This window comes from Brevibacillus humidisoli, assembly GCF_020923435.1.
Classification (GTDB): Bacteria; Bacillota; Bacilli; order Brevibacillales; family Brevibacillaceae; genus Brevibacillus_E; species Brevibacillus_E humidisoli.
This window is the reverse complement of sequence record NZ_CP087263.1, coordinates 3,649,811-3,673,660: the sequence shown is the minus strand read 5'-3', so window position 1 is coordinate 3,673,660 and position 23,850 is coordinate 3,649,811. Positions and strand designations below refer to the sequence as shown.

The window sequence follows — 23,850 nt, the reverse complement described above, 5'->3', positions numbered from 1 at the left end:
GATGCAGACGATACAGAACGGCAATTTGGTCTCGATGCGGGATGTATTTGGTGAAACACTGCTGCAGTTGTCGATCAGCGATCCTCGCGTATACGCCCTGGACGGCGATCTGGCCAACTCGACGAAACTGAACCTGGTGGCAGAGAAAAATGCGTCCAAGTTTTTGCAAATGGGCATCGCTGAGCAAAACATGATCGGCGCAGCCGCCGGGCTGGCTACGGTCGGACTGCAGCCTTGGGCTTGTTCGTTCGCTGCTTTTATCGCCAAGCGCTCGCTTGATCAGATTCAGGTGACGGTGGCCCAGCCCAAACTAGATGTGAAACTGATCGGTGCCTACAGCGGACTGTTGACGGGCTGCACAGGCAAAACCCATCAAGCGTTAGAAGATATCGCGATCATGCGCAGTTTGGCCAACATGGTCGTACTGGCTCCGGCAGATGCGTCCGAAGTGCAGCATGTGATGCGATTTGCCCACGAGCATACAGGGCCGGTATATATCCGGCTGGCACGCGATCCACTACCGGTTGTGATGCCCCAGGATTATTCATTTACATTAGGCAAGGCTGTTGAATTGAAGCAGGGCAGCGATGTTACGCTGATTGGCACTGGTACGCAGACAGTGCGCGCATGGGAAGCGGCTGATCTGCTGGAACAAGAAGGGATCTCCGCCGCTGTGCTGCACATGCCTTCGATCAAGCCGATTGACCGTGATGCGATTATCGATGCCGCCAAGCAGACGGGAGCACTCGTAACTTGCGAGGAGCACAGTATCTACGGTGGTCTCGGCAGCGCAGTTGCGGAAGTCTTGGTAGAACACTGCCCGGTACCCATGCTGCGAGTCGGCGTAAACGACAAGAATTCGGAATCAGGGCCTAACGATGCATTGCTGCAAAAGTACGAAATCTCGACTGGACACATCGTGAAGCGGGCAAAGGAAGTACTCCGGATCAAAGCGGGGAAATAGTCGTCTGGATTGACCAAAGGCCGGTCTAACACCAGACAACAGTCATACATGGTTTGGGGAGGAGAAAAAATGGAGAAGTCCATTGAAAAACAGAAGCTGTTCATTGATGGCGAATGGATAGAAACAGACGAGACACATACCATCTACAACAAATACTCGGGTGACGTGGTTGCCCATGTCTGCAAAGCAGGGGTTAAAGAAGTAGATCAGGCGGTCAGCTCGGCGGAATACGCCTTCAAACAAGTCCCGTTTCCGCTCGAATACCGCTACACGGTTTTGGCCAAACTATCCCAATTGTTAAAAGAAAACGAAGACGATTTTGCTGAAACCATCGCAAGGGAAGGGGGCAAACCGATCTCCGACGCACGTGTAGAGGTGAGGCGTTCCGCCAATACGTTCCTGATGGCGGCTGAGGAAGCGAAGAAAATCAAAGGTGAGCTGATTCCCAGTCAAGCAGCGCCAGGCCTGGAGTCACGCTTTATTTACACCGTAAAAAAGCCGGTTGGCGTGGTTGCAGCGATCACTCCGTTTAACTTTCCGCTCAATCTGGTGACGCACAAAGTGGCGCCGGCGCTGGCGGCAGGAAACCCGATCATCATCAAGCCGGCATCCGATACAGCCTTGGTTGCCCTAAAGCTGTGCCGGCTGCTGGAGCAAGCGGGGGTGCCCAAAGGCTACGTGCACTGCGTGGTAGGCGGTGGATCAACCGTTGGCGAGCAGCTGCTAAAAGATCCGCGCATCGCATACTACACGTTTACCGGCTCACCGGAGGTCGGCAAGCACATCAAAGAAACCGTTGGCTTGCGCAAGGTGACACTCGAACTGGGATCAAACTCGGCGACTATTGTTCACGAAGATGCCGATGTAGAGAAGGCCGCAGCCAAACTGGCAAAAATGGCCTTTGCCCACGCGGGGCAAATCTGTATCTCTGTTCAGCGCATCTATGTCCATCAAGCAGTAGAGGCACAGTTTATGGATGCCTTTCTCGCCCATGTAGCCCAACTCAAGGTGGGGGATCCGCTTGATCCGGAAACAACTGTAGGTCCGATGATTAGTGAAAAAGAAGCGAAGCGGATTGAATCCTGGGTACAGGAATCGGCTGCGGCCGGAGCGCAGATCGTGACGGGCGGGAAGCGCGAAGGCAGCCTGTTTTACCCGACTGTGATCGTCAATGCAGGCAAAGGGATGAAGGTAGTGGACGAAGAGGTATTTGCACCGGTCGTGACGGTGGCCTCGTACCAAACAATCGAGGAAGCCATCCAACTCGTCAATGATTCGAAATACGGACTGCAGGCAGGGATTTACACCAAATCCTTAAACTTGTCTTATAAAATCCCGTACCAACTGGAGGTTGGCGGGGTGATCGTAAACGACACGTGTTGCTTCCGTGCGGATCAGATGCCCTACGGCGGAGTAAAAGAAAGCGGGATTGGCAGAGAGGGCCCCGCTTATGCGATCGAGGAGATGCTGGAGACGGTCACGGTCGTGGTCAATCTGGAAGAGTAGCTACAGGTGAAGGCGATGAAGGGGAATTGCTTAATTGCCCAATCGGGCGGACCGACCGCCGTGATCAATCAATCGTTGATCGGTATCGTGGAGAGAGCGCTCCAATCGCAAAAGATTGAGCGTATCTACGGGGGAATCAACGGCATATACGGACTGCTCCACAACGAATACATTCATCTCGACGAGCTTTCCCACGACAAACTGCTGCAGGTGAGGAATACGCCGGGTGCCGCCCTTGGCACCTGGCGTTACAAGCTGACCGCACACGATCTGGAGCGCATCGTTGATTACATCGTCAGCCGGGAGATTCGCTACTTTTTTTACATCGGCGGCAACGGCTCGATGAAAGCAGCCAGCCTCATCGATCAGGAAGCTAAACGGCGTGGCTACCCATTGGCTGTCATCGGCGTGCCGAAGTCAATTGACAACGATCTGCTCAACACCGATCATTCGCCGGGTTTTGGCAGCGCGGCAAAATTTCTTGCAACCTGTATTCTCGACATCGAGATGGATGTGAAAAGCCTGGCCAAGAGCAATCGTGTGACCATCGTAGAAGCTATGGGGCGGAACACGGGCTGGCTCGCTGCCGCCTGTGCGCTGGTCCAACAGGTAAGCTCCGACATCCCCTTGCTCATCTACATCCCCGAGTCCGCTTTTTCCATCGAACAGTTTTTGGCCAAGGTGATAGAGACCCATAGCCAGTACGGTTACTGTCTTGTCGTCGTATCGGAAGGGATCCGCGATGAACAGGGCAGACTGGTAGGCGATGAGCATGCAAAGCTTGATCCGTTGGGGCGACCGCGCTTGGGGGGAGTATCTTCCTATCTGACACAGGTTATTGAGGAGCGTACCAAACTGACAGCCCGCTACGTATTGCCAAGCGTCTGGCAGCGGAGCAGCATTGCGCTCTGTTCGAAAGTGGACGCCGAAGAAGCCTACCGGGTGGGCAAACAGGCGGTGGAACACGCGGAGGAGGGGCTGTCCGGCACCATGGTTACCATTGAACGCTGCGGTGGGACAGCGTATGATGTTGTTTACGGATCTATACCTTTGGAGGCTGTGGCCAGCCGGGAAAAAGTAGTGCCAACCACTTGGTATGATGCTCAGAACTGTACGATGACGGAGGCATTTATTGACTATGTGCTTCCATTGATTCAAGGAGAAGTAACCATTCCGACGATCAACGGTCTGCCGGCGTATCGTCATTTGTTGCCAGTAAACCAGTACTAGTGGAGAAAAAGGAGGAGCGGCTTTTGCGCAAACGTTACAAGATCGCTGTCATTGCGGGCGATGGGATCGGTCCGGAGGTGATCGCGGAGGGAATCCGCGTACTGCAAAAAACGGCGGAACTGGACGGCAGATTTGAGTTCGAGTTCGCCTATTTTCCTTGGGGATGCGAGTATTACGTCAAACACGGGAAGATGATGGATGACGATGGATTGGAGCAGCTGCAGGCATTTGATGCCATCTACCTGGGAGCTGTCGGTTATCCGGGGGTGCCAGACCACCTCTCTCTATGGGGCCTGCTCTTGAAAATACGAAAAGGCTTTGACCAATACGTCAACCTGCGTCCGATCAAACTGCTGCAAGGCGCGCCATGCCCGCTCAAGGATGTAACACAGGAGCAGGTAGACATGCTGGTGATCCGGGAAAACAGCGAAGGTGAATACGCAGGAGCGGGCGATTGGCTGTTTAAGGGCAAGCCAGAAGAGGTTGTCTTGCAGACAGGTGTGTTTTCGCGTAAAGGTACGGAACGGATCATCCGCTACGCCTACGAGGTGGCCAGACAGACGGGAAAAACATTGACCAGCATCAGCAAAGGGAACGCCCTGCAGTATTCGATGGTATTCTGGGATCAGCTGTTTGACGAAATAGGGGCAGAGTATCCTGACGTACAGACCTATTCTTATCTCGTCGATGCGGCCAGCATGTTTTTTGTGAAACAGCCGGAGCGATTTGAGGTGGTCGTGACCTCCAATCTGTTTGGCGATATCCTGACTGACCTGGGAGCAGCGATTGCGGGCGGACTGGGGCTGGCGGCGGGCGCCAACATCAACCCGGAGCGCACCTATCCGTCCATGTTTGAACCGATCCACGGATCGGCTCCCGATATTGCTGGCAAAGGGATCGCCAATCCACTGGCAGCGATTTGGTCAGCCAGCCAACTGCTTGATTTCCTGGGGCATGAAGAGTGGGGTCGGCAAGTACTCCGTTCCGTCGAACAAGTACTGGTGGACGGACATTCGCTCACTCCTGACATGGGAGGACACGCCTCCACACAACAAGTGGGCAGCGCCGTATTGGAGCGGTTGGGTTCGGCAGATGCATTGGGATAAGGCTTCGACCTTGTATGGACACAAAAATAGCCGGTTTTCACCACGTTAAGGGTGTAACCGGCTTTATATTATCTTTGATTGAGCGGCCGTAATGCGAAGTGGTAACTCCTTTCGATTCACATCCATGCCTTTTTTAAGAGCCCAACACCAAGCCCAATTTCTTCACAAGAAAGATGACTAAATCCAAGTTTAATGATTGGGTGATCGGTTTTATTTTTAATAAAGTAGAGTGAGGTGGGACACACGTTTACACCATAAGAAAAAGCGCGTTGGATGAACCATTCTTCTGAACGGTTCAGGTGTAATTTGATTAATACGTACAAACCAGACTGCTCGCCGATGATAGAAATATTTTGGCCAAATTGCTTTTTTAATTCAGAAACTAAGTGCAGCATTTTCCTCTTATAAACAAGACGCATTCGTTTAACGTGGCGATTCCATTCTCCCAATTGCATAAATTTTGCCATTGTGAGTTGGCTGAAAAGCGATGTGGGACTCTCAAAATGAGTAAAATGCTTTTTATAACGATGTAAAACTAACTCTGGCAACACCATATAAGTTAAACGGATTCCCGGAAGAAATGATTTTGAGAAATTCCCTAAATAAATGACTCTTGCTGAATCAATGGAGGCAAGAGCAGGAAATGGTTTTTGTGAATAGCGAAATTCACTATCATAATCGTCTTCGATAATATATCCTTGCATCTTGTTTGCCCAACGGATAAGCGCATGCCTTTGTTGAATGGGCATGCTTACTCCGTATGGACTGTGATGGGACGGCGTCACATAAATTAATCGTGATTTCATATGTTCTAAGTGTGATAAATCCGCGCCTGTCTCATAAACGGGTAACGTTTCAAGCGTAAAACCATTTAATCGAAAAGCTTCCCTAGCGCCATCATAACCAGGATCCTCCACGATCATGCTAGAAAAATCATGTTTCAGGACAAGACCGAGATACAAAAGCATTTGTTGGGTACTACTTCCGATAATGACTGCATTGGGGTCTGTTCTCACCCCACGAGACTGGAGTATATATGCTGCGATTTGTTCGCGTAGGCACAATTCGCCAAAAGGTTCCCCGTATCGAAAGCTGTCCTTTTCCGTTAATACTTGATTCGAGATCCTCCTCCACGTTTTTAAAGGGAAATGCGATTGATCGACGACGTCTGCGCGGAAATCAATGCGAACAGGTGGTACCGACTCTGTTTGCTTGTGAGTAGAAGAGCTGCGAGCCTCTTGAAATAGAAGGGGCTCTAACTCATTTACAAAATAACCTTTTCGGCCCTCGCCACGAATGTACCCTTCAGCAACAAGTTGTTCATATGCCATTAATGTTGTATTACGGCTTACGTGTAAGGAATCTGCAAGTTGACGAATCGAGGGTAGTGGCTCATCCGCCTTTATGTCACCTTGCTCAATAAATGATTTAAATTTCTCGTAGATTTGTTTGTATTTAGGAGAGTTATCTTTGAAGGTAAAAATGGTATTTTTCATTTGCATCTCCCTGACATGCTCATTTTTTTAGTATTGTACCTTTTTTAATGTCAGTTTGAATTATATCATACCGTGTAAAGGATATCTGTTGTGTGTCAAAAATAGGATTGCGAGGAGGCTTCAAATGTATATCCCAAAGCATTTTGCGATGAAAGAAGCAACTGCTGCCTACCACGTCATACAGGAGAACAGTTTTGCAACATTGTTTTCCATTCATAACGGAACGCCCTTCGCTACCCATCTGCCTCTGGTGTTGAATAAGGAGAAAACCTATTTGTACGGTCATTTTGCCCGTCCGAACCCACAGTGGAGGGATATTCAAAATCAGACAGTCTTAGCTGTTTTCCATGGTCCTCATTGTTATATCTCTCCCTCCTGGTATGAGACCAATCAAGCAGTGCCAACGTGGAATTATGTAACTGTTCATGTTTACGGTGAAGTTGAGCTAATCGAGGATGAACAAGAGTTAATGAGTTCCTTGAATGATATGGTATTGAAGTATGAAGCTCCTGACAGTTCTTACAGATTGCAGGATGTAGATGCTGAGTTTCTCGCTGGTATGAACAAAGGCGTTCAAGGATTCAAGATAAAAATCGATAGGATGGAAGGGAAAGCAAAGGTAAGTCAAAACCATTCCGTACACAGACAAGAGCTCATTGTAAAACAGTTGGAACAGATTCCGTTTCCAAACGAGCAACAAATTGCCTCCTTGATGAAAGCGAACCTTAAAAATAAAGTGTAACCTTGCTTCTACCAACCAAGAAGGATCTCAATTCTATCATGTGCAAAAATACAACAAGGAGTTGCCTCTTATGGAGTTTTCAACGATTTGGCTCTTTGTCATTTCTGCTGCTGCATTGATCATCATACCTGGACCAGCTGTATTCTATATTATGGCAAGAAGTATTGAGCAAGGGAAGAAAGCGGGCTTGGTATCAGCTCTTGGTGTATCTCTTGGTGGTTCTGTTCACGTTTTAGCTGGAGCAATTGGAGTATCTGCGATCCTAATGACATCAGCAACAGCCTTTACTATCGTAAAATATCTGGGTGCTGCTTATCTAATCTATCTGGGTTGCAAGACTTTATTTTCTACATCTGATCGTAAGACTCCAGAAAATACACAAGCCCCTCGCAAAAAATTAGGAAAGATTTTTTACCAATCAGCGCTCGTAGAAGTAATGAATCCTAAGACAGCACTCTTTTTTTTAGCCTTCTTTCCGCAATTCATATCCCCTTCTGTCGGATCAGTCACAGTACAATTTTTGCTTTTAGGAACCATCTTTGTTACCCTGGCAATTATTTGTGATGGTCTGTATGCAGTTCTTGCAGCAAGTATTGGAAAGCGGATGCTGGGTAGTAAAGTGAGTTCAAAGGTACAGAATCGGATAACTGGCTATTTTTATATTGTTCTAGGGGTATTCTCCGCCTTTGCGAGCCCCTCCAAAACATAAGAGTGATTACTGATGAAGTTTATCGTGTTGTGACACAACAATAGCGATTTGACCAAGACTATAAGTAAAATGAAATGGAGAGATATGTTATGCCCAGATTTATCATTGAGGATGATTTTTGGTCGTTATTCCCTCATGCAAAAATAGGCACCGTTATTTGCGAGGGGATTGATAATGCAATAAGGGACGTTGAAGTATACGAGAAGCTGCTGCAGGAGGCAGAGAAAGAAGCACATAAATTCTTACGCCTGGAGGAATTGAGTAGTAATCCAGTCATATTCGTTTGGCGAGAAGCTTTTCAGAAATTCAAGACAAAGAAAGGGGCAAGGTGTTCCATTGAAGCTTTATTAAAAAGAGTGAAAAATGGCAATCATATTGGAACAATAAACCCGCTTGTTGACATTTATAATTCAATTTCATTGCGTTATGGGCTTCCGTGTGGTGGAGAAGATATTGACACGTTTGTAGGCGATATTCGGCTAACGCGGGCAAATGGCAACGAACCGTTTATCCCATTGGGAAATGATGAAAATGCTTCGCCATATGAAGGTGAAATTGTTTATAAAGATGATGAAGGTGCAATATGCAGATGTTGGAATTGGCGTGAAGCTAAGAGGACGATGCTAACCGAAAATACGAAAAATGCATTCCTCTGTATGGAATTAATAGATGAAACAAGAAGCGATGAGTTTCATATGGCGCTTAAAGAATTGTCTGATCTAGTGTCACATCATCTTGGTAGTACTGTGAAGATTGAAGTGTTAGATAGTAATAATAGGGAGATTACAATCTTCGGTTAAGGTCTGCCGTTACATCAAGGATAGCAATAAAGCCGGTTACCCCCTGAGCGTGGTGAAAATCGGCTATTTTTTTTGTTCCAAAACCCTTACCGTTGTAGATTCGCGTTTTGCTGGCGTCCCCCTTTCGATACTCCGCTACGATCCGATGGTACAACAGCAAATAAGATGTAAAGACCACCAGATAGACAGACCCCGAGTAGAGAGATGTCCACCCTTTAAAGGTAAAAACTCCCACTTTCACTCCAATCGCTTCGATACAGGTGTACTAGCGCCCAGCCGAATACATAGACGGCTCTGTGCCAACCTTGTAATCGCCACTAATCGTATAGATAAAAGGCAAAGTACCCATACAAAGGGTACCCCACCGTGTACAGAATCAGGTCAAATAGGCTGTGGGTAGCTGTATCCATTGCATCGCACAAATCGTAAGGCAAAAAGATGCTGTCTGCCAGCCTCGCCGTAAAAGCACTAAGGATAAGCATAACAATCGTAGCGGTGGTCGGAAATCGCTTGGGAAGAACAAGAAACAAGCTGCCAAGAATCAGCACTCCACAGATGACCATCCATTCACTGGCATCAAATTTTTCGGGGAATGGATACATTACAATGGACGCTCCTCTTGTGGCAAAGCCCGCCTGAACCACTTTGATACCACGAACAGAGCCGCCAGCAACAAACCGGTATGAAGAAGCGAGTACCACCCTGACCAATTGTTGATTTTGTATGGATATTAATGGGAAAGAGTTTCCTTTACGAACAACAAGCAACATGTTATGCTGACTATGTAACAATCAAAAATGATATAGATCGTTACAAAAAACGAAAGAAAGGGGGAGCAATCATGGTGTTCACAACGCAAAACCAATCTCCAATTCTACAAAGAAAGAGGGAGAAAAATGACATCGGTAACCGTTCGCCCGATCACGTCAGAAGAGACGCATCGCTTTGTTTCCATAGGTGTGGATTCATCCTACGCAGATGATGTGCAGCACTATCTGGAGCAGATGTTCTCTATCGGTTCGATGCGCCCTGAATGGTGTTTTTATGCTGAGCAGGCCGCTCAACTACGAGGGCGTGTGGCTTTCTGGACCCTTCCTACATTAGACAAACCGCTTGATATGGTGTTGCTCGAATTGCCATGGGAGAGTCCGGAATACCTTTCATTTGGCACAGCCATGCTGCAACTCGTACTCGATCAGATGCGCAGCAGAGGAGTTACGAGCATTGGGTATGTGCTGGACGATCCACCGCTCGCGCCGCAGTGGCAGAAGCACCCTGCAAAACGGAAGGCACTGCTCCAGGCAATGGGGTTTAAACAGGAGCGGGTAACCCATCGGTTCGAATGGAAGATGAGGGGGGCTCCTCTTCGGGAGTCTGATGAGCTCGTTTTCCGTTCGTTTCCCGAGGTTGGAACCCCTGTGTTTCTTGATGCAATCCGGTTGGTATCCCGGGGTACATTGGACTCCCGCATTCGCTCAGACTGCCAAGCCCGCGGGGACTGGGAACAAGCAAAGAGTTTGCTTGAGGACCTTCAACAGATGAAGTATGACCCCAGTTGGTGGCAGCTTGCTTACACCCGACAAGGTGACTTGGTCGGACTGGTGATGCCGACGGAAAGTCCAACCTTTGCGACGATTGGCTACATTGGGGTCGTGCCGCGATACCGGGGACGCGGGTATATTCATTTGTTGCTGAACCGGGGAACCAACATTTTGCTTAGCAATGGGGTCACTCTGATCCGTACTGATACGGATGTGAACAACATACCAATGGCAAACGCTTTTAAAAAGGCTGGATATATGCCGTTTGCCACACGCGAGGAATATAGACTAGAAATCTAGTTCATATGGACTCCAATTGGCTCGATACGCTTCCTTTCCGTGCTTCAAACTTCCTCCCCGCTCGAAAATTTAACAGCTACGGCCCGCACAGGGGAACCGTCTCCCTGCTCAATCTTCAACGGGAAGGCCATGATCCAAGGATGTGGAAAATCAATCGCTCCGAATTGGCTGAAGTTTTCGCCGATCACACCGTTCAACCGCGTGATTTTCTCATGGGCCGGAAAGCGGTCTCCATCGGGTGGGTCGATGTTTAATGCATCGATCAAAAACGTTCGTATCCCACGGTCCAGCATCGCGTCGATCGCTGCCGAGTCGACGTAGGGATGACGAAAGTAGAGTGGATCTCCCAGATAATCGGACCATCCGGTGTAGATGAGGGCGATTTTGCCGGGACCGAGCTGCTCCAGATAGGGTTGAATATCTTCGATGCCAATCGGTTCTGCAGGAGCTTTGCCTGTCACATCGATCACCACTCCTTCGCCAATAAAAGCCTGCAAGGGGAGGCTGTCGATCGAGGGCCCTTCCGCACGGAAATGAAGAGGAGCATCCACATGGGTCCCGGTATGGGACCCGAGGTGGAGGCTGCTGACGTTATAACCGTCCGGATCGATGGAAGCGGCCGGCGTTATGGTTGGTTGTGGATCTCCGGGGTAGATCGGTGTTGCTGCCGAGATCGGGATCGACAAATCGACTATCTTTTCAACTTTGTGCACGTAATTCACCTCATTTGTAAAGGTCGGTTCTGCGCTCTTCCCGCATCGTAAAGAATGCCCCTCTCAACTGCTGGGGATAGTCGAGGTCGATGGTGACGACGAGCAAATCTTCTGTCCCGTTTTTGGCCTGGGCAACTGGATTGCCATCTGGGCCGTGCACCGCGGAGAGACCGAAGAACTCCAGCTCAGCGGAACGGCCCACATGATTGCAGGACGCTACATACACCGTGTTGTCGATCGCTCTGGCCATGGCAAACCGCTGGAACGGGAGGTGGTGAGGCACCTCCCAGGCACTCGGGGCCAGAATCAGCTCTGCTCCACTCAGGGCAAGCTTTCGGGCCAGCTCGGGAAAGGCGAGATCCCAGCAGATCATGATTCCGATTTTGCCCAGCTTCGTCTCGGCCACCACCGGTTCATCTCCAGGGGTGAACAGGCCTTTTTCCAGTGGAGTCAGGTGGATCTTGCGGTAGTGGGCGGCAATCGTGCCGTCCGGTCCGAGCAGGATAAAAGAATTGTAGACCGCGCCACCATCCCCCCGTTCCGGATAGCCGAATCCGAGGTACAGCGAGTGGGAGCGAGCTGCTTCCTGCAATGGAGAAAAGACCGGGGATTCCCGGTCTATGGCATTGTTTCGCACAGCAGGAGAAAGATCGTAGCCGGTTACTGCCAGCTCCGGGAACAGAAACAGGCGGGCATTCGGATAGGCCTGATGGCCGTACTTCACGTTGTCGATCATCTTGTCGATGTTTTGCGTCACCCGTCCACTCTCAAAAGATGACTGGACGATGGCGATCTGTACAGGTTGGCTCATCTTACGCCTCCACGGCCTGTTCTTCATCGAGATCCGGCTGGGATTGTACGGTAGTCTGGCCGCTCACTTTCATCAGAACCCAGTATCCGACTCCGGAGATGAAGAACGTCAGGACCGTAGAGCCGATGCTGAGAGGCTGTACATAGGTGAAATAGTAAGCAAACACGGCGCCGATTACGTAAGCCGCATAGGCCGCATAGTTGATCCCGTTTTGATAATGATACAGCCCCTTCTTGCCAGAGGCAATCTCTTCGGCATCATAATCTCGTTTCTTGAGCATGAAATAATCGACGAGTACGATCGCAAACACCGGGATAAACATCGTGGCAATCAGCAGGATAAAGTTGAAGAAATTTGTCATCAGGGCTTCTTTCAGCAAGGCACCAATCGTACAAAGGATTCCCATGAGCAGGGTAGGTTTCCAGAACCCGAGCTTAGGAAATACGTTCATGAAAGACATGGTTGCGCTGTATAAGGCCATCACGTTTGTGGACAACACAGAGAAAAAGACAACGACGGAAGCGATCAGCCCGAATCCGTGCGCATTCAGCAGGATAGTTGGGTCATAGGTTTGTTCCATTCCGGCGAGGATACTGAAGCCGCTGACCGTCGCCCCTAATCCCATCGCGATCACGGTAGCCGTAATATAGCCTAGATACGTGCCCAGCATCCCTGCTTTCTCTCCTTGGCAGTTGCGGTTGAAGTCGCACACGGTTGACATCCAGGAAAAGGCGGTAGCGACGACAAGGTCAAAGGCAATGATTCCGGTAATCGCCGGATTTTCGCTCAGCTGCATCGTGAAAAGGCTGCCGGCATCATAGGCCGTAAACAACTTGATAAACACAGCGGCAGACAAGAGCAGCATTGCCACAGACACCCATTTTTCCATTCTTTCAACGCCGCGGTGTCCATAGATGGTAATCGCTACAACCAACACCTCTGTCAAAATGACAAACAGTTCCACATTGCTGTAACCGGTTGCATATTCGATCGCGTAATTGAGACTCAGTCCGGCCATATAAGCTTGAATCCAACTCCAGCCGATCAGAATAATCGTGTTGACGAGGGCAGGCAGTATCGCTCCTTTTTGTCCAAAGGATGCGCGGGTAATCACCATCGTGGGCAGACCGGTACGGGTGCCGATGTTGCCTGTGAGTGCCAGTGGAATCGCCCCTAGCACGGAGCCGATCAAGATTGCCCACAACGCATCGGTAAATGAAATATCTGGGACGAACATCATTCCCGTCATGACCGTGGTGATCACGACGTTGGCCGCCAACCAGAGGGCAAAGGTGGCAAAAAAGTTCATCGATCGCTCGTTCTTTGGTGTCGGTGTAATGTTGTCACGGCCCAGCTGCTGAGTCCAGTTTGCCATGTCGTCTCATCTCCTTTTTGCTCATAAATTAGAAATTTTCAATCATATACAGGCAAGGAAGGGGAATCCTTCCTCAGAAACCATACCAGTCCAGTCTCACCAAGGTGGGTGTTACATGCAGGTGTTTGGTTTCCGTAAAGCCATTCATTCCGTGCGGTCCCAATTCCCGACCGATGCCGCTCTGCTTGAATCCGCCCCAAGGGGCATCGACAAAGGGGGTGTGATAGCTGTTGATCCAGATCGTACCCGCCTTCAGCCGGGCAGCAATCCGTCTGGCCCGCTCGACATCTCCAGCCAGTACGCCTGCAGCCAGTCCGTATGGCGTGCCATTGGCCAAGGCAACCGCTTCTTCATCCGTTTCAAAGGTCTGCACGGTAATCACAGGTCCGAAGATTTCTTCCTGTACAATTCTCATCTCCTGGTGAACGTCAACAAAGACGGCAGGTGACAGATAGTAGCCCTGTTCGCCAACCGGCTCGCCGCCACAGAGGAGTGTTGCCCCCTCTTTCAATCCGGCTTGGATATATGACTTCACCCGGTCACGATGCGCTGCGCTGATCAACGGACCGATCTCGGTCTCTTCAGCGAGGGGAGGACCGAAGCGGATCTGCTGCAGCTTCTCGCTCAACCGCTGAAGAAACGGGTCAGCCAGATCCTGATGGACGAGGAGTCGGGATGAAGCGACGCATACTTGCCCCTGGTTAAAGAACGAACCAAATACAGCCCATTCTACAGCCAGTGCGAGGTCAGCGTCATTGAGCACAATCAGCGGCGACTTTCCTCCCAATTCGAGGGAGACTCGCTTGATCTGAGCGGCACAGGCTTCATAGATGGATCGGCCGGTAACGGTTCCGCCGGTAAAAGAAATCTTGTCTACCTCGGGGCTGTTTACGATGGTTGCGCCTACCGGATCGCCGGCGCCCAATACCAGATTGACCACTCCCGAGGGAAACGGGCATTGCTCAACCAGTTCCATCAGCTTTACGATCGTGAGCGGGGTGAGCTCCGACGGTTTAAAGATAACGGTGTTTCCCGCAGCCAACGCCGGAGCTAGCTTCCAAAGACCGAGCAGCAGGGGGAAGTTCCACGGGACGATCAGTCCACAAACGCCAATCGGCTCTTCAATGATCAGACTCTCCGTCTCTTCCTCCCGGGCAATCACTTGTGGCTGACTCTCCTTTGCGAGCTCTGCATAATATCGCAGGCAGGCAACCGAGTCGCTGATGTCCAAGCGCGATTCGCGAATCGGCTTGCCCGTATTGAGCGTCTCCAGTCTGGCGAATTCCTCTGAGGCGGCTTCCAAACGGTCAGCCAATTCATGCAGGGCACGAACCCGCAGCGATCGGTCTTGGGCCCATTCTCCATGATCAAATGCTGTTCGGGCAGCTTGAATCGCTTCCTGCGTCTGTTCTTGGGAAGCTTCGCGGAATTCTTCAAGGATCTGTTCGTTGGAAGGATCGATGATTTTCCGGGTGGAACCAGCTCCCTCTATCCATCTGCCACCGATGAAATTCTGCATCATGGTCTCCTTTCTAGCGATGTTGCTCCAGTTGGGCCTGTTGTCGGCTTCGCTTCTTCATTGCAACCAGACTGATCATTTCGTAGGCTACAGAGGAAGCTAGCATCGCTGTTATTTCACTGGGGTCCATGGAGGGGAGCACTTCAACCACGTCGAAACCGACCAGGTCCAATCCATGCAACCCCCTCACCAATTCCAATGCTTCATGGCTCGTCGGTCCGCCGACCTCCGGCGTTCCTGTGCCCGGAGCATATGCCGGATCGACAAAATCGACGTCAAACGAAACAAAGACCGGGCGATCAGCCGCACGGGCATGAATCCGCTTCAAGACCTGGCTGTAGCCGATATCGCGGCACTCCCGCATCGTGATCACCTCAAAGCCCAACTGGCGGGCATCCTCGATATCTTCAGGACCGTACAGTGGACCGCGCATGCCGATCTGGATGGAGTGTTCCACATCCAGCAAGCCTTCCTCGACGGCCCGCCGAAAAGGTGTTCCGTGCATGTATTTTTCTCCGTAGTAGTTGTCCCACGTGTCAGAATGGGAGTCAAAGTGGACCAAAGCTACCGGTCCATAATGTTTGGCAAAGGCCCGCAGGTTGCCCAGACTGATCGAATGGTCCCCACCCAGGATAATCGGAACAACTGATTTTTCCAGCAGCGGGGAGATCCCTTCCACCATGTTGTCGTAGGTGCGGTGAATATTTCCCGGCACGACGTCGATGTCGCCGTAATCTACCCCGGAGCAGTACTCAAATATCTGAATGTCTTGATCGGGGTTATAGGGTCGCAGCAGCACGGAGAAATCGCGGATATGCTGAGGGCCATAGCGCTGTCCGGTGCGGTTGGATACGGCTGTATCAAACGGCACGCCCAGTACGGCAAAATCAATGTCGTCCGTAGTCTGCAGCTGCTCCAATCTCATAAACGTTCTCACTCCGCAAAAACGCGGAGATTTGGCTGAGTCTTTCGGTTGGTACATAATAGCCTCCCTCGCATTTTGTTGCCTAGACAAGAGAAGCAAAATCCATGCCAAAAAGAACAGTTGAAAAAATGCGAAAACAAGGCGATTTGATTCAATAATGAATCAAAGCAGGCGCAGAATCGATTCGTTTATGAATTATGATTCAAATTTGAATTAATCCCGTACTTCTTTAGTCTCCGCACGGTAGTAGGCTGGCTTAAACCGATTGCTCTGGCGATTTCATACGTGCTTCGGTACATCCGGGCAGCCTGCAGCAGCCATTCTTTCTCCACTTCTTCCAGTGCTTCTTTCAGAGTGTGATGGCCGGCGAGCGGATGGCTTTCCCGAACATGAGCGACGGGTTGCTTCTCTGCTGTCCCCTGGCCTTCCTGCACGATATGGCTTGGAAGATGGGATGGCAGGATGATCTGTGAATCGGCGATGATGATGAGCCTCTCGATCAAGTTTTCCAACTCGCGTACATTGCCCGGCCAATCATACTGCATGAGCGCTTCGATGGTAGCCGAATGATACCATTTATCCGTTCCGTACTTTTCATTAAACTTTTTCAGGTAGTAGTGCATGAGCAGCGGGATATCTTCCGGTCGCTCGCGCAGTGCTGGGATCTGGATCGGGATCACATGCAGCCGATAGTACAAATCCTGGCGAAACCTTCCCTGTTTGACCATGGTTTCGAGGTCCTGGTTGGTGGAAGCAATCAGACGGAAATCGATCGAGCGGGGTTTTACTCCACCTACCCGGGTCACCTGTTTTTCCTGAATCACTTTTAGCAGTTTCGCCTGCATGGCTAGTGGCAATTCACCCAACTCGTCCAGAAACAGGGTGCCTTTGTCGGCCAGTTCAATCAAACCTGGCTTCCCTTTCTTATCCGCTCCGGTAAAGGAGCCTGCTTCGTAACCGAACATCTCCGATTCAAACAAGCTTTCCGGGATCGCGCTGCAATTGACTTCGATAAAGCTGGCCTGCCTGCGATCGCTGCCTTTGTGCAGGGCACGGGCCAGCATCGTTTTGCCAACGCCCGATTCGCCGAGGAAGACCACCGTGGCGTCAGAGCGGGCCACCCGCTGGATCAGTTCCCACACGCGGCGCATCGACTTGCTGCTGGCAATCCATTCTTCGGTCCGAATATCTCGTTCCCGCAGTTCTTCGATTTCTGTCTCATACCGCTCCATCTGGGCCAGCAGTTGTTCATAATCGCTCCGCAAACTCTCGATTTCAGTCAAGTCATGGGAGAAGCTAATCACCCGCACAATCTGCCCATCCTCATCGAAAACAGGGGAGCCGGTGGCCATAACAGTTCTGCCCGTATTGGTTCGTTGGATCGTTTGCAGCTCTTTTTTCTCACGCAGCACTTTGGCGGTAATGGAAGGAGAGAAAACACCTTCCTGTTCCAGGTCAAACACGGTTTTTCCGATCACGTCCTGAGCTTGTCTCCCGTAAATAGAGAGAATATTAGGGCTTACTTTCAGCACACGGCCTTGTCCGTCGGTTACGACAATGTTTTCTTTTGATGTGCGGATGATGGCCTCCAGTTCCATCTTCAACCACTTTGCCGAATCTTCCATCATGATCACCCTTCGATCAATTGTTATGAACCATTTTACGTGATTCGGCCCTGAATCGGTATGTCTATAAAAGGAAACGGAGAGTTGGCATGCTTATTGCTAGATGTACGGGCAACCACGTTGAGAAGGGAGTTTATCTCATGACCACGACGCAAAACCGAAAATACATTCGCTTGCAAACACCGATTCCAGGACCCAAGGCATCATCCCTGATGGCACTGAAAGAGCAGCATGTGCCGCGCGGGCCGTTTCATACGATGTCCACCTTTGCGGCTAAAGCGGAGGGGGCGCTCCTCACTGATGTAGACGGCAATACCTTTATCGATTTGGCTGGGGCGATCGGAACGCTCAATGCAGGCCACTGTCCGCCCAAGGTGGTGGAAGCGTTGAAAGAGCAGTTGGACCAGTATATCCATCCCTGCTTCCATGTCGTGATGTACGAGCCTTATGTAGCTTTGGCGCAAAAGTTGAATCAGATCACTCCGGGTCAGCATGAAAAGAAGAGCTTCTTTTTGAACAGCGGGGCGGAAGCGGTCGAGAATGCGATCAAGATTGCTCGCAAGTACACAGGACGCAAAGCTATCATTTCTTTTGAACGCGGTTTTCACGGCAGAACCTATATGGCGATGTCCTTAACCAGCAAAGTGAAGCCGTATAAATACGGATTTGGTCCGTTTGCTCCAGACACGTATAAAATGCCGTACCCGTACTATTACCGTGCCCCTTACGGCATGACAGCAGATCAAGTGGACGATCAGCTTCTGCGTAAAATGGAGGATTTTTTCCTCGCAGAAGTGCCGGCAGATGAAGTAGCCGCGATCATCATGGAGCCGGTACAGGGAGAAGGCGGATTTATCGCGCCGTCTGCGCGTTTTGTACGAGGCGTCAAGGAGATTTGTGAAAAATACGGCATTCTGTTCATCGCGGATGAAGTGCAGACCGGCTTCGGACGCACCGGCAAGTTGTTTGCCATGGAGCATTACGGGGTTGTGCCAGACTTGATGACTATGTCCAAATCGATTGCGGCCGGTTTGCCGATCAGTGCCGTCACGGGCCGGGCGGAAGTGATGGACGCGGCCAATCCGGGTGAGATCGGGGGAACGTATGGCGGAAGTCCGTTAGGCTGCGTCGCTGCGCTTAAAGTGATTGAGATGATGGAAGAGGAGCAGCTCCCGGATAGAGCGATGAAGATTGGAGAGCGGATCACCAGCCGCTTCCGCCAGCTGCAAGAAGAGATCCCGGCGATTGGCGATGTCCGCACACTGGGTGCGATGACGGCGGTGGAATGGGTAAAAGATCCACAAACAAAAGAGCCGGATAAGGAACTGACCGCCAGCATCATCCAGGAAGTGCATCGACGGGGTGTGATTCTGATGAGTGCCGGATTGTACGGCAATGTGATGCGCTTTTTAACCCCGCTTGTGATTGAGGATGAGCAGTTGGATGAGGCGTTGGATGTGATCGAACAGGTAATTCGCGAAAAATGTCGGTAGAGAGGAGGAAGTTGTGGTGAAAAAGCATTTATTTATCAATGGAACATGGGTGGAAGCCAGAGAATACCGACCTTTGTACAGTCCGTTTAGCGGTGAGCTGCTGGCGGAGGTGGCTTTTGCTGATGAGGCGGATGTGGACAAGGCGGTTGCCGCTGCAGAACAGGCTCGGCCCGTGATGGCACAGATGCCCGCTCACCAACGGGCCTCCATCCTGGAGAAGCTGGTCCTGCTGCTGGAGCAGAATGCAGAAGAGTGTGCTCGCCTGATCGCGCTGGAAGCCGCCAAGCCGATTGCGACAGCAAGAGGAGAAGTAAGCAGAACGGTCATGACCTACAAGTTTGCGGCGGAGGAAGCGAAGCGGATCCATGGCGAGACGATCCCGATGGATGCAGCAGCAGGTGGGGAGAACCGGGTCGCCTACACGGTTCGTCGGCCTTTGGGTGTTGTAGCGGCGATCACCCCGTTTAACTTTCCGATGAACCTGGTCGCACACAAAGTGGGGCCTGCGATCGCCGCCGGCAATCCGATCGTGTTGAAACCAGCTACTCAAACGCCGCTCTCCTCCCTGTTTTTGGCTGAATTGCTGCAACAAGCAGGTATGCCGCCAGGTGCGTTCAATGTGGTAACAGGCAGCGGGGGGATTGTCGGGGAGAGACTGATCCAGGATGAGCGAGTAAAGATGATTACCTTTACAGGAAGTCCTGCCGTGGGTATCGCCATCCGCAATAAAGCGGGATTGAAGCGCGTCACCCTGGAGCTTGGATCTAATTCGGCGCTGATTGTCGATCAGGGCGTCGATCTGGATACGATCATCCCCCGCGCGGTGTCGGGAGCGTTTGCCTTTGCCGGTCAGGTCTGCATCTCGCTGCAGCGGGTCTATGTACATGAACAGGTGTACGATCAGTTTGTCGAGAAGTTCGTGGAGAAGGCGAAGAGCTTGAAAGTGGGGAGTCCGCTGGAAGAGGACAGCGATCTATCCGCTTTGATCAGTCCGAAGGATGTGGAACGTTCACTAGCTTGGATTGAGGAAGCAAAGCAGCAAGGAGCTGTCGTGGCAGCCGGGGGAATCCGGGACGGAAACTGTCTCTATCCGACCGTACTGCTGGATGTAGATCCCGGGGCCAAGGTATCGTGCCAGGAGGTATTCGCCCCGATTGTGCTGATCAACAAAATCTCTTCGGTGGCAGAGGGCATTGCACATGTGAATGATTCCAGATATGGACTTCAGGCAGGCATCTATACAAATGATGTGCATACCGCACTGAAGGCAGCGGAGCAGCTTGAGGTGGGCGGCGTCATGATCAACGATATCCCTACCTTCCGGGTTGACCACATGCCGTACGGTGGTGTGAAAGAAAGCGGTGTTGGGCGTGAAGGATTGAAGTATGCGGTAGAAGAAATGACGGAGTTGAAACTGGTCGTTTTCCACACCCATTCCTAAGTGCATGTGCACATATTTCAAAATTGAACCTCGTATTTCCTTTTAGATCAAGTATACTAAAAGAAAATACGAGGTTTTTACTATTTTTTGGGACAATCCGCTTTTTAGAGAATCCGCATGCTTTGTTGTTTTTGACAATTCTGAAAAGAATCTGGAGTGAACAAAATTGCCTCTGTCCGAAGTGATTTCTTTCCTTGAGCGACATGAAATGATTGTGGTGGAAGAATTCAAAAAGAGTGTGATTGTGTCGGGAGAAGATCCATATAAAGAGAGGATTCACTTGAATGGACAAGCCATGTACCAACTGGTAGTGGGATTTTTTCGTTCCGAGGTATCCTTGGAGGAGGTGAAGCAGCTCGCGTACAAAGTGGCCATGGAGCGGATTCAGGCGGATGTGAACATCGGAGATTTTGTTCATAATGTATGCTCAGGCAGAAACCTGATCTTGAAGTATCTCCTCAAATCCGAACTCCCTTCTTCTGTGCTTCTTTCCGCGATTCTTAAGATGGATGAGTGTTTTGACCATTTTCTGGTTCATGCGGTCTCTCGATATACGGAACTAAAGAATGGTTACCTAGCAGAAAAACAGTTGTTCATTGAGCGCTCTCACAAGGACAGGTTAACGCTGTTAGGCCAGATGGCCTCCAGTTTCGTGCATGAGTTTCGCAATCCGTTAACATCGATCATCGGATTTGCCAAGCTGTTGAAACGAGAAAACCCCAGTCTACCATACGTAGATATCATTGAAAATGAACTGAGTCAATTAAACTACCGGATATCACAGTTCTTGCTGGTTTCAAAGAAGGATGTGTTGTCCAAGAGGCAAGAACATTTTGCCCTCGATGGACTGATTGAGGAAATCCTGGCTTTTTTGTACCCCACCATCGTGGATGTCAATGTGCAGATCGATACGGATGTTGATCCAACGCTACACCTTACCGGATATAGGGAAGAAATAAAGCAAGTGCTTGTCAATATCATCTCCAATGCGATAGAGGCTCTTCACAACCGTCAGGAACAGAAAAAAATCAGGATTGTCGCCTTCCAGACCGATCAGGGCAAGCTGCGAATTGCGATTGTCAACAACGGAAAACCCATTCCAGATGATGTGCTGCCTGTTATTTTCGAACCTTTTTTTTCCACCAAGGAGTTGGGAACAGGCATCGGTCTATTTGTCTGCAAAGAAATTGTGGAGGCACATGGCGGGAGGCTGTGGTGCCAATCCTCTGAACAGGAGACTACGTTTTTTCTGGAGTTTGAGATGAAGGCATCGCAGGACAGGGCAGGGTGACAGCCTAGAGCGACTTCTGTGTACCGCTAGGGGAAAAACCTGCAAGATAATAGAATAGGTGAAAATAAAGAGGTGAAATCGAAAACAAAAATGGTTGCGTTGGCAACCGTTTTGTTTTATAATTGCATTAGTTGCAAACGCAACTTATCGTGAAGGAGTGATTCGGATGGAAAAGCCAATCAGATCGGTTGGAAAGTATGTCTCCATCATCGATCGGTATGCCCAGATGTATATTGCGCGTCATTTTCATAAATATGGAATTGGAGCAGGGCAATTGGGGTTCTTGGTGTTGCTTTATCAGAGGGACGGGGTTTCTCAGGACCATCTGGCCAACCAGCTTCGGATGGATAAGGCAACCGTAGCCCGGGCGGTGACCAAACTGGAAGAGGCAGGATTGGTGAGACGAGAAGAAGGTCAGGAAGATCGACGTGTCAAGCTGGTTTACCTGACAGAACAGGCGAGACAGATCCTCCCAGAGGTAAGAGCAACCATGTACAAGTGGACAGATATCCTAACAGAAGGTTTTACCGAGCAAGAAAAGGATGTACTGTTCCAACTGCTGCAAAGAGTGGCGGGAAACGCAGTTCAATACATGAACGACATAGAAAAGGAGGGGTAAGATGAGAGAACAAAGTACCAGATTGGGTACGGAATCGATCCCCAAACTGCTGCTCAATCTTTCACTGCCGGCTGCTGCCGGAATGTTTGTGAGTTCGCTTTACAATGTAGTCGACACGATCTTTATCGCGAGGGGTGTCGGCACAGAAGGAATCGCCGGATTATCGATTGCCTTTCCGATTCAGATGATGATCGTCGCGTTCGCCGCCACATTTGGGATTGGCGGTGCTTCGATTATCTCGCGTCGTTTAGGAGCCGGTTCACTGGAGGAAGCCAATCGGGTGTTTGGGCATATCGTCTGGCTGATCGTCTGGTTCAGCTTATTGGTGGTGGGGATGGCTTTATTTTTCCTCGATCCTCTGCTGCAGGCATTTGGGGCAACGGCCGATATTCTCCCGTATGCCAGAGATTACTTGCTGACTATCTTGTGCGGCTCCGTGTTCTTCTCCTTTGCGATGGGCACCAATAACGTGGTTCGTTCAGAGGGGAACGCCAAGACGGCGATGAATACGATGATGGTTTCGGCGATCATCAACACGATTCTGGACCCCATTTTTATTTTTGGCTTGGATATGGGGATTCAGGGGGCAGCTCTGGCCACTGTGATTGCCCAGTTCTGTGCAGCGGTCTGGCTTCTCCGCTACTTTACCAGCGGCAAAAGTTCGCTGCGACTAACCTGGATCGGCTGGAAGCCGGACCTGAACGTGGTCAAGGAGATTATCGCGATTGGGATCTCTACATTTGTGCGACAAGTTTCCTTCAGTCTGATGTTCGTCGTGGTAAACTGGATGCTTGTCATCTACGGTGGAAGCTTGCAGGTGGCGATTTTTGGGATTATCAATCGATTGATTGCCTTCTCGGTCATGCCGATGTTCGGGATCGTTCAGGGGATGCAGCCGATCATCGGTTACAATTACGGCGCTGGAAGGCCGGAGCGGGTCAGTGATACGGTCAAACTGGGCATTCGGGTATCCAGCGTGATTGCGGTGACGATCTGGGTCCTCGTCATGCTCTTTCCCGAGTTTCTGTTCAGCATTTTTACCGCCGACCAGCAGGTCATCTCCGGAGGGACAGATGCGCTACGCTGGATCTTTCTGATGGTGCCCTTCGTCGGGTTTCAAATGGTCACCGGGGGATTCTACCAAGCGCTGGGAAAAGCGAAGATATCGTTTGTCCTCTCCCTCGCCAGACAGATTCTGTTTCTCATCCCGATCTTGTTGATTCTGCCGCAATTTCTCGGCCTGACCGGGATCTGGGTGGCTTTCCCCAGTGCCGACCTGCTTGCTTTCCTGCTGTCGTTAGTGATCTTCTTCAAAGACGGCAGAGAAATGATGGGGATGGGACGGACGGCGAAAACCCAGTTGCATGTGTAAGCAGTCAAAAAAGGATGAAGTCGATGTTCGTTTTGAGGCAGATGTCCCATGTTGACGAAAGAACATCATGAAATAGCAGAGAGTGCAGTTATCACAGGTTGTCAAAGACCTGGGGTAACTGTTCTTTATTTTGCAATGAAATCGTGAGGCAATTAACTTTTGTCAACATAGATCAAGACAAATCGACATTTTCATTTGATTGAGAGCTGTATGTAAACGCTTTATATTTGAGTCAGATAGGACTGATTTATCAATACGAAAAATTGCTCAGA

The 23,850-nt window shown here is 50.3% G+C and carries 21 protein-coding genes; 13 read left to right on the top strand and 8 right to left on the bottom strand.

Annotated features, from left to right (window positions below; all coding sequences use genetic code 11):
• Position 1: 1 nt before the first annotated feature.
• From LOK74_RS17935 to LOK74_RS17920, 4 genes are all read left to right on the top strand, one after another.
• The gene (locus LOK74_RS17935) at positions 2-964 is read left to right on the top strand and encodes a transketolase family protein (protein WP_230043376.1); all 963 of its coding nucleotides are present in this window, start codon (positions 2-4) and stop codon (positions 962-964) included.
• Positions 965-1,033: 69 nt separating this feature from the next.
• The gene (locus tag LOK74_RS17930) at positions 1,034-2,470 is read left to right on the top strand and encodes an aldehyde dehydrogenase family protein (RefSeq protein WP_230043375.1); all 1,437 of its coding nucleotides are present in this window, start codon (positions 1,034-1,036) and stop codon (positions 2,468-2,470) included.
• Between the two features lie 15 nt (positions 2,471-2,485).
• Entirely contained in the window at positions 2,486-3,700 is a 1,215-nt protein-coding gene (locus LOK74_RS17925; RefSeq protein WP_230047050.1) for a 6-phosphofructokinase, read from the top strand.
• A gap of 23 nt (positions 3,701-3,723) precedes the next feature.
• The gene (locus LOK74_RS17920; protein WP_230043374.1) at positions 3,724-4,806 is read left to right on the top strand and encodes a tartrate dehydrogenase; all 1,083 of its coding nucleotides are present in this window, start codon (positions 3,724-3,726) and stop codon (positions 4,804-4,806) included.
• A 116-nt stretch (positions 4,807-4,922) separates the two neighbouring features.
• Here the strand turns inward: LOK74_RS17920 and pdxR are convergent, their stop codons facing one another.
• On the bottom strand, positions 4,923-6,302 hold the full coding sequence (gene pdxR / locus LOK74_RS17915; protein ID WP_230043373.1) for a MocR-like pyridoxine biosynthesis transcription factor PdxR: 1,380 nt from the start codon (positions 6,300-6,302) through the stop codon (positions 4,923-4,925).
• Positions 6,303-6,426: 124 nt separating this feature from the next.
• Between pdxR and LOK74_RS17910 the strand changes: the two genes are divergently transcribed.
• The 3 genes from LOK74_RS17910 (at position 6,427) to LOK74_RS17900 (ending at position 8,553) form a co-directional block, all read left to right on the top strand.
• Positions 6,427-7,044 (top strand): FMN-binding negative transcriptional regulator, encoded by a 618-nt coding sequence (locus LOK74_RS17910; protein ID WP_230043372.1) that lies wholly within the window; start codon positions 6,427-6,429, stop codon positions 7,042-7,044.
• Positions 7,045-7,114: 70 nt separating this feature from the next.
• A complete protein-coding gene (locus LOK74_RS17905; RefSeq protein WP_230043371.1) occupies positions 7,115-7,753 on the top strand; it encodes a LysE family translocator in 639 nt (212 codons plus the stop codon).
• 89 nt (positions 7,754-7,842) lie between these two features.
• A complete protein-coding gene (locus LOK74_RS17900) occupies positions 7,843-8,553 on the top strand; it encodes a B3/B4 domain-containing protein (protein ID WP_230043370.1) in 711 nt (236 codons plus the stop codon).
• A gap of 317 nt (positions 8,554-8,870) precedes the next feature.
• Here the strand turns inward: LOK74_RS17900 and LOK74_RS17895 are convergent, their stop codons facing one another.
• Positions 8,871-9,155, bottom strand: coding sequence for a hypothetical protein (locus LOK74_RS17895; protein WP_230043369.1), 285 nt, complete (start codon positions 9,153-9,155; stop codon positions 8,871-8,873).
• A 294-nt stretch (positions 9,156-9,449) separates the two neighbouring features.
• Between LOK74_RS17895 and LOK74_RS17890 the strand changes: the two genes are divergently transcribed.
• Positions 9,450-10,394, top strand: a complete 945-nt coding sequence (locus tag LOK74_RS17890; protein ID WP_230043368.1) for a GNAT family N-acetyltransferase — start codon at positions 9,450-9,452, stop codon at positions 10,392-10,394.
• 44 nt (positions 10,395-10,438) lie between these two features.
• Here the strand turns inward: LOK74_RS17890 and LOK74_RS17885 are convergent, their stop codons facing one another.
• From LOK74_RS17885 to LOK74_RS17860, 6 genes are all read right to left on the bottom strand, one after another.
• Entirely contained in the window at positions 10,439-11,107 is a 669-nt protein-coding gene (locus LOK74_RS17885; protein ID WP_230043367.1) for a cyclase family protein, read from the bottom strand.
• 10 nt (positions 11,108-11,117) lie between these two features.
• Positions 11,118-11,918, bottom strand: a complete 801-nt coding sequence (locus tag LOK74_RS17880; protein WP_230043366.1) for a carbon-nitrogen hydrolase family protein — start codon at positions 11,916-11,918, stop codon at positions 11,118-11,120.
• A gap of 1 nt (position 11,919) precedes the next feature.
• Positions 11,920-13,293 carry a purine-cytosine permease family protein gene (locus LOK74_RS17875; RefSeq protein WP_230043365.1) on the bottom strand — a complete coding sequence of 458 codons (1,374 nt, stop codon included), beginning with the start codon at positions 13,291-13,293 and terminating at the stop codon, positions 11,920-11,922.
• Between the two features lie 73 nt (positions 13,294-13,366).
• Positions 13,367-14,812, bottom strand: a complete 1,446-nt coding sequence (locus tag LOK74_RS17870; RefSeq protein WP_230043364.1) for an aldehyde dehydrogenase family protein — start codon at positions 14,810-14,812, stop codon at positions 13,367-13,369.
• A gap of 13 nt (positions 14,813-14,825) precedes the next feature.
• Complete coding sequence (speB, locus tag LOK74_RS17865; RefSeq protein ID WP_230043363.1) at positions 14,826-15,794, bottom strand: agmatinase; 969 nt, start codon at positions 15,792-15,794, stop codon at positions 14,826-14,828.
• A gap of 131 nt (positions 15,795-15,925) precedes the next feature.
• On the bottom strand, positions 15,926-17,362 hold the full coding sequence (locus LOK74_RS17860) for a sigma-54 interaction domain-containing protein (RefSeq protein WP_230043362.1): 1,437 nt from the start codon (positions 17,360-17,362) through the stop codon (positions 15,926-15,928).
• Positions 17,363-17,502: 140 nt separating this feature from the next.
• Between LOK74_RS17860 and gabT the strand changes: the two genes are divergently transcribed.
• The 5 genes from gabT to LOK74_RS17835 all read left to right on the top strand — a co-directional run bounded on the left by gabT (position 17,503) and on the right by LOK74_RS17835 (position 23,578).
• Positions 17,503-18,855 carry a 4-aminobutyrate--2-oxoglutarate transaminase gene (gabT, locus tag LOK74_RS17855; RefSeq protein ID WP_230043361.1) on the top strand — a complete coding sequence of 451 codons (1,353 nt, stop codon included), beginning with the start codon at positions 17,503-17,505 and terminating at the stop codon, positions 18,853-18,855.
• 13 nt (positions 18,856-18,868) lie between these two features.
• On the top strand, positions 18,869-20,296 hold the full coding sequence (locus tag LOK74_RS17850; RefSeq protein WP_230043360.1) for an aldehyde dehydrogenase family protein: 1,428 nt from the start codon (positions 18,869-18,871) through the stop codon (positions 20,294-20,296).
• A gap of 166 nt (positions 20,297-20,462) precedes the next feature.
• Positions 20,463-21,587 carry a histidine kinase N-terminal domain-containing protein gene (locus LOK74_RS17845; RefSeq protein ID WP_230043359.1) on the top strand — a complete coding sequence of 375 codons (1,125 nt, stop codon included), beginning with the start codon at positions 20,463-20,465 and terminating at the stop codon, positions 21,585-21,587.
• Between the two features lie 166 nt (positions 21,588-21,753).
• Positions 21,754-22,206: a MarR family winged helix-turn-helix transcriptional regulator gene (locus LOK74_RS17840; protein WP_230043358.1), complete on the top strand. Its 453-nt coding sequence runs from the start codon at positions 21,754-21,756 to the stop codon at positions 22,204-22,206.
• A gap of 1 nt (position 22,207) precedes the next feature.
• Complete coding sequence (locus LOK74_RS17835) at positions 22,208-23,578, top strand: MATE family efflux transporter (RefSeq protein ID WP_230043357.1); 1,371 nt, start codon at positions 22,208-22,210, stop codon at positions 23,576-23,578.
• The last annotated feature ends 272 nt before the right edge of the window (positions 23,579-23,850 follow it).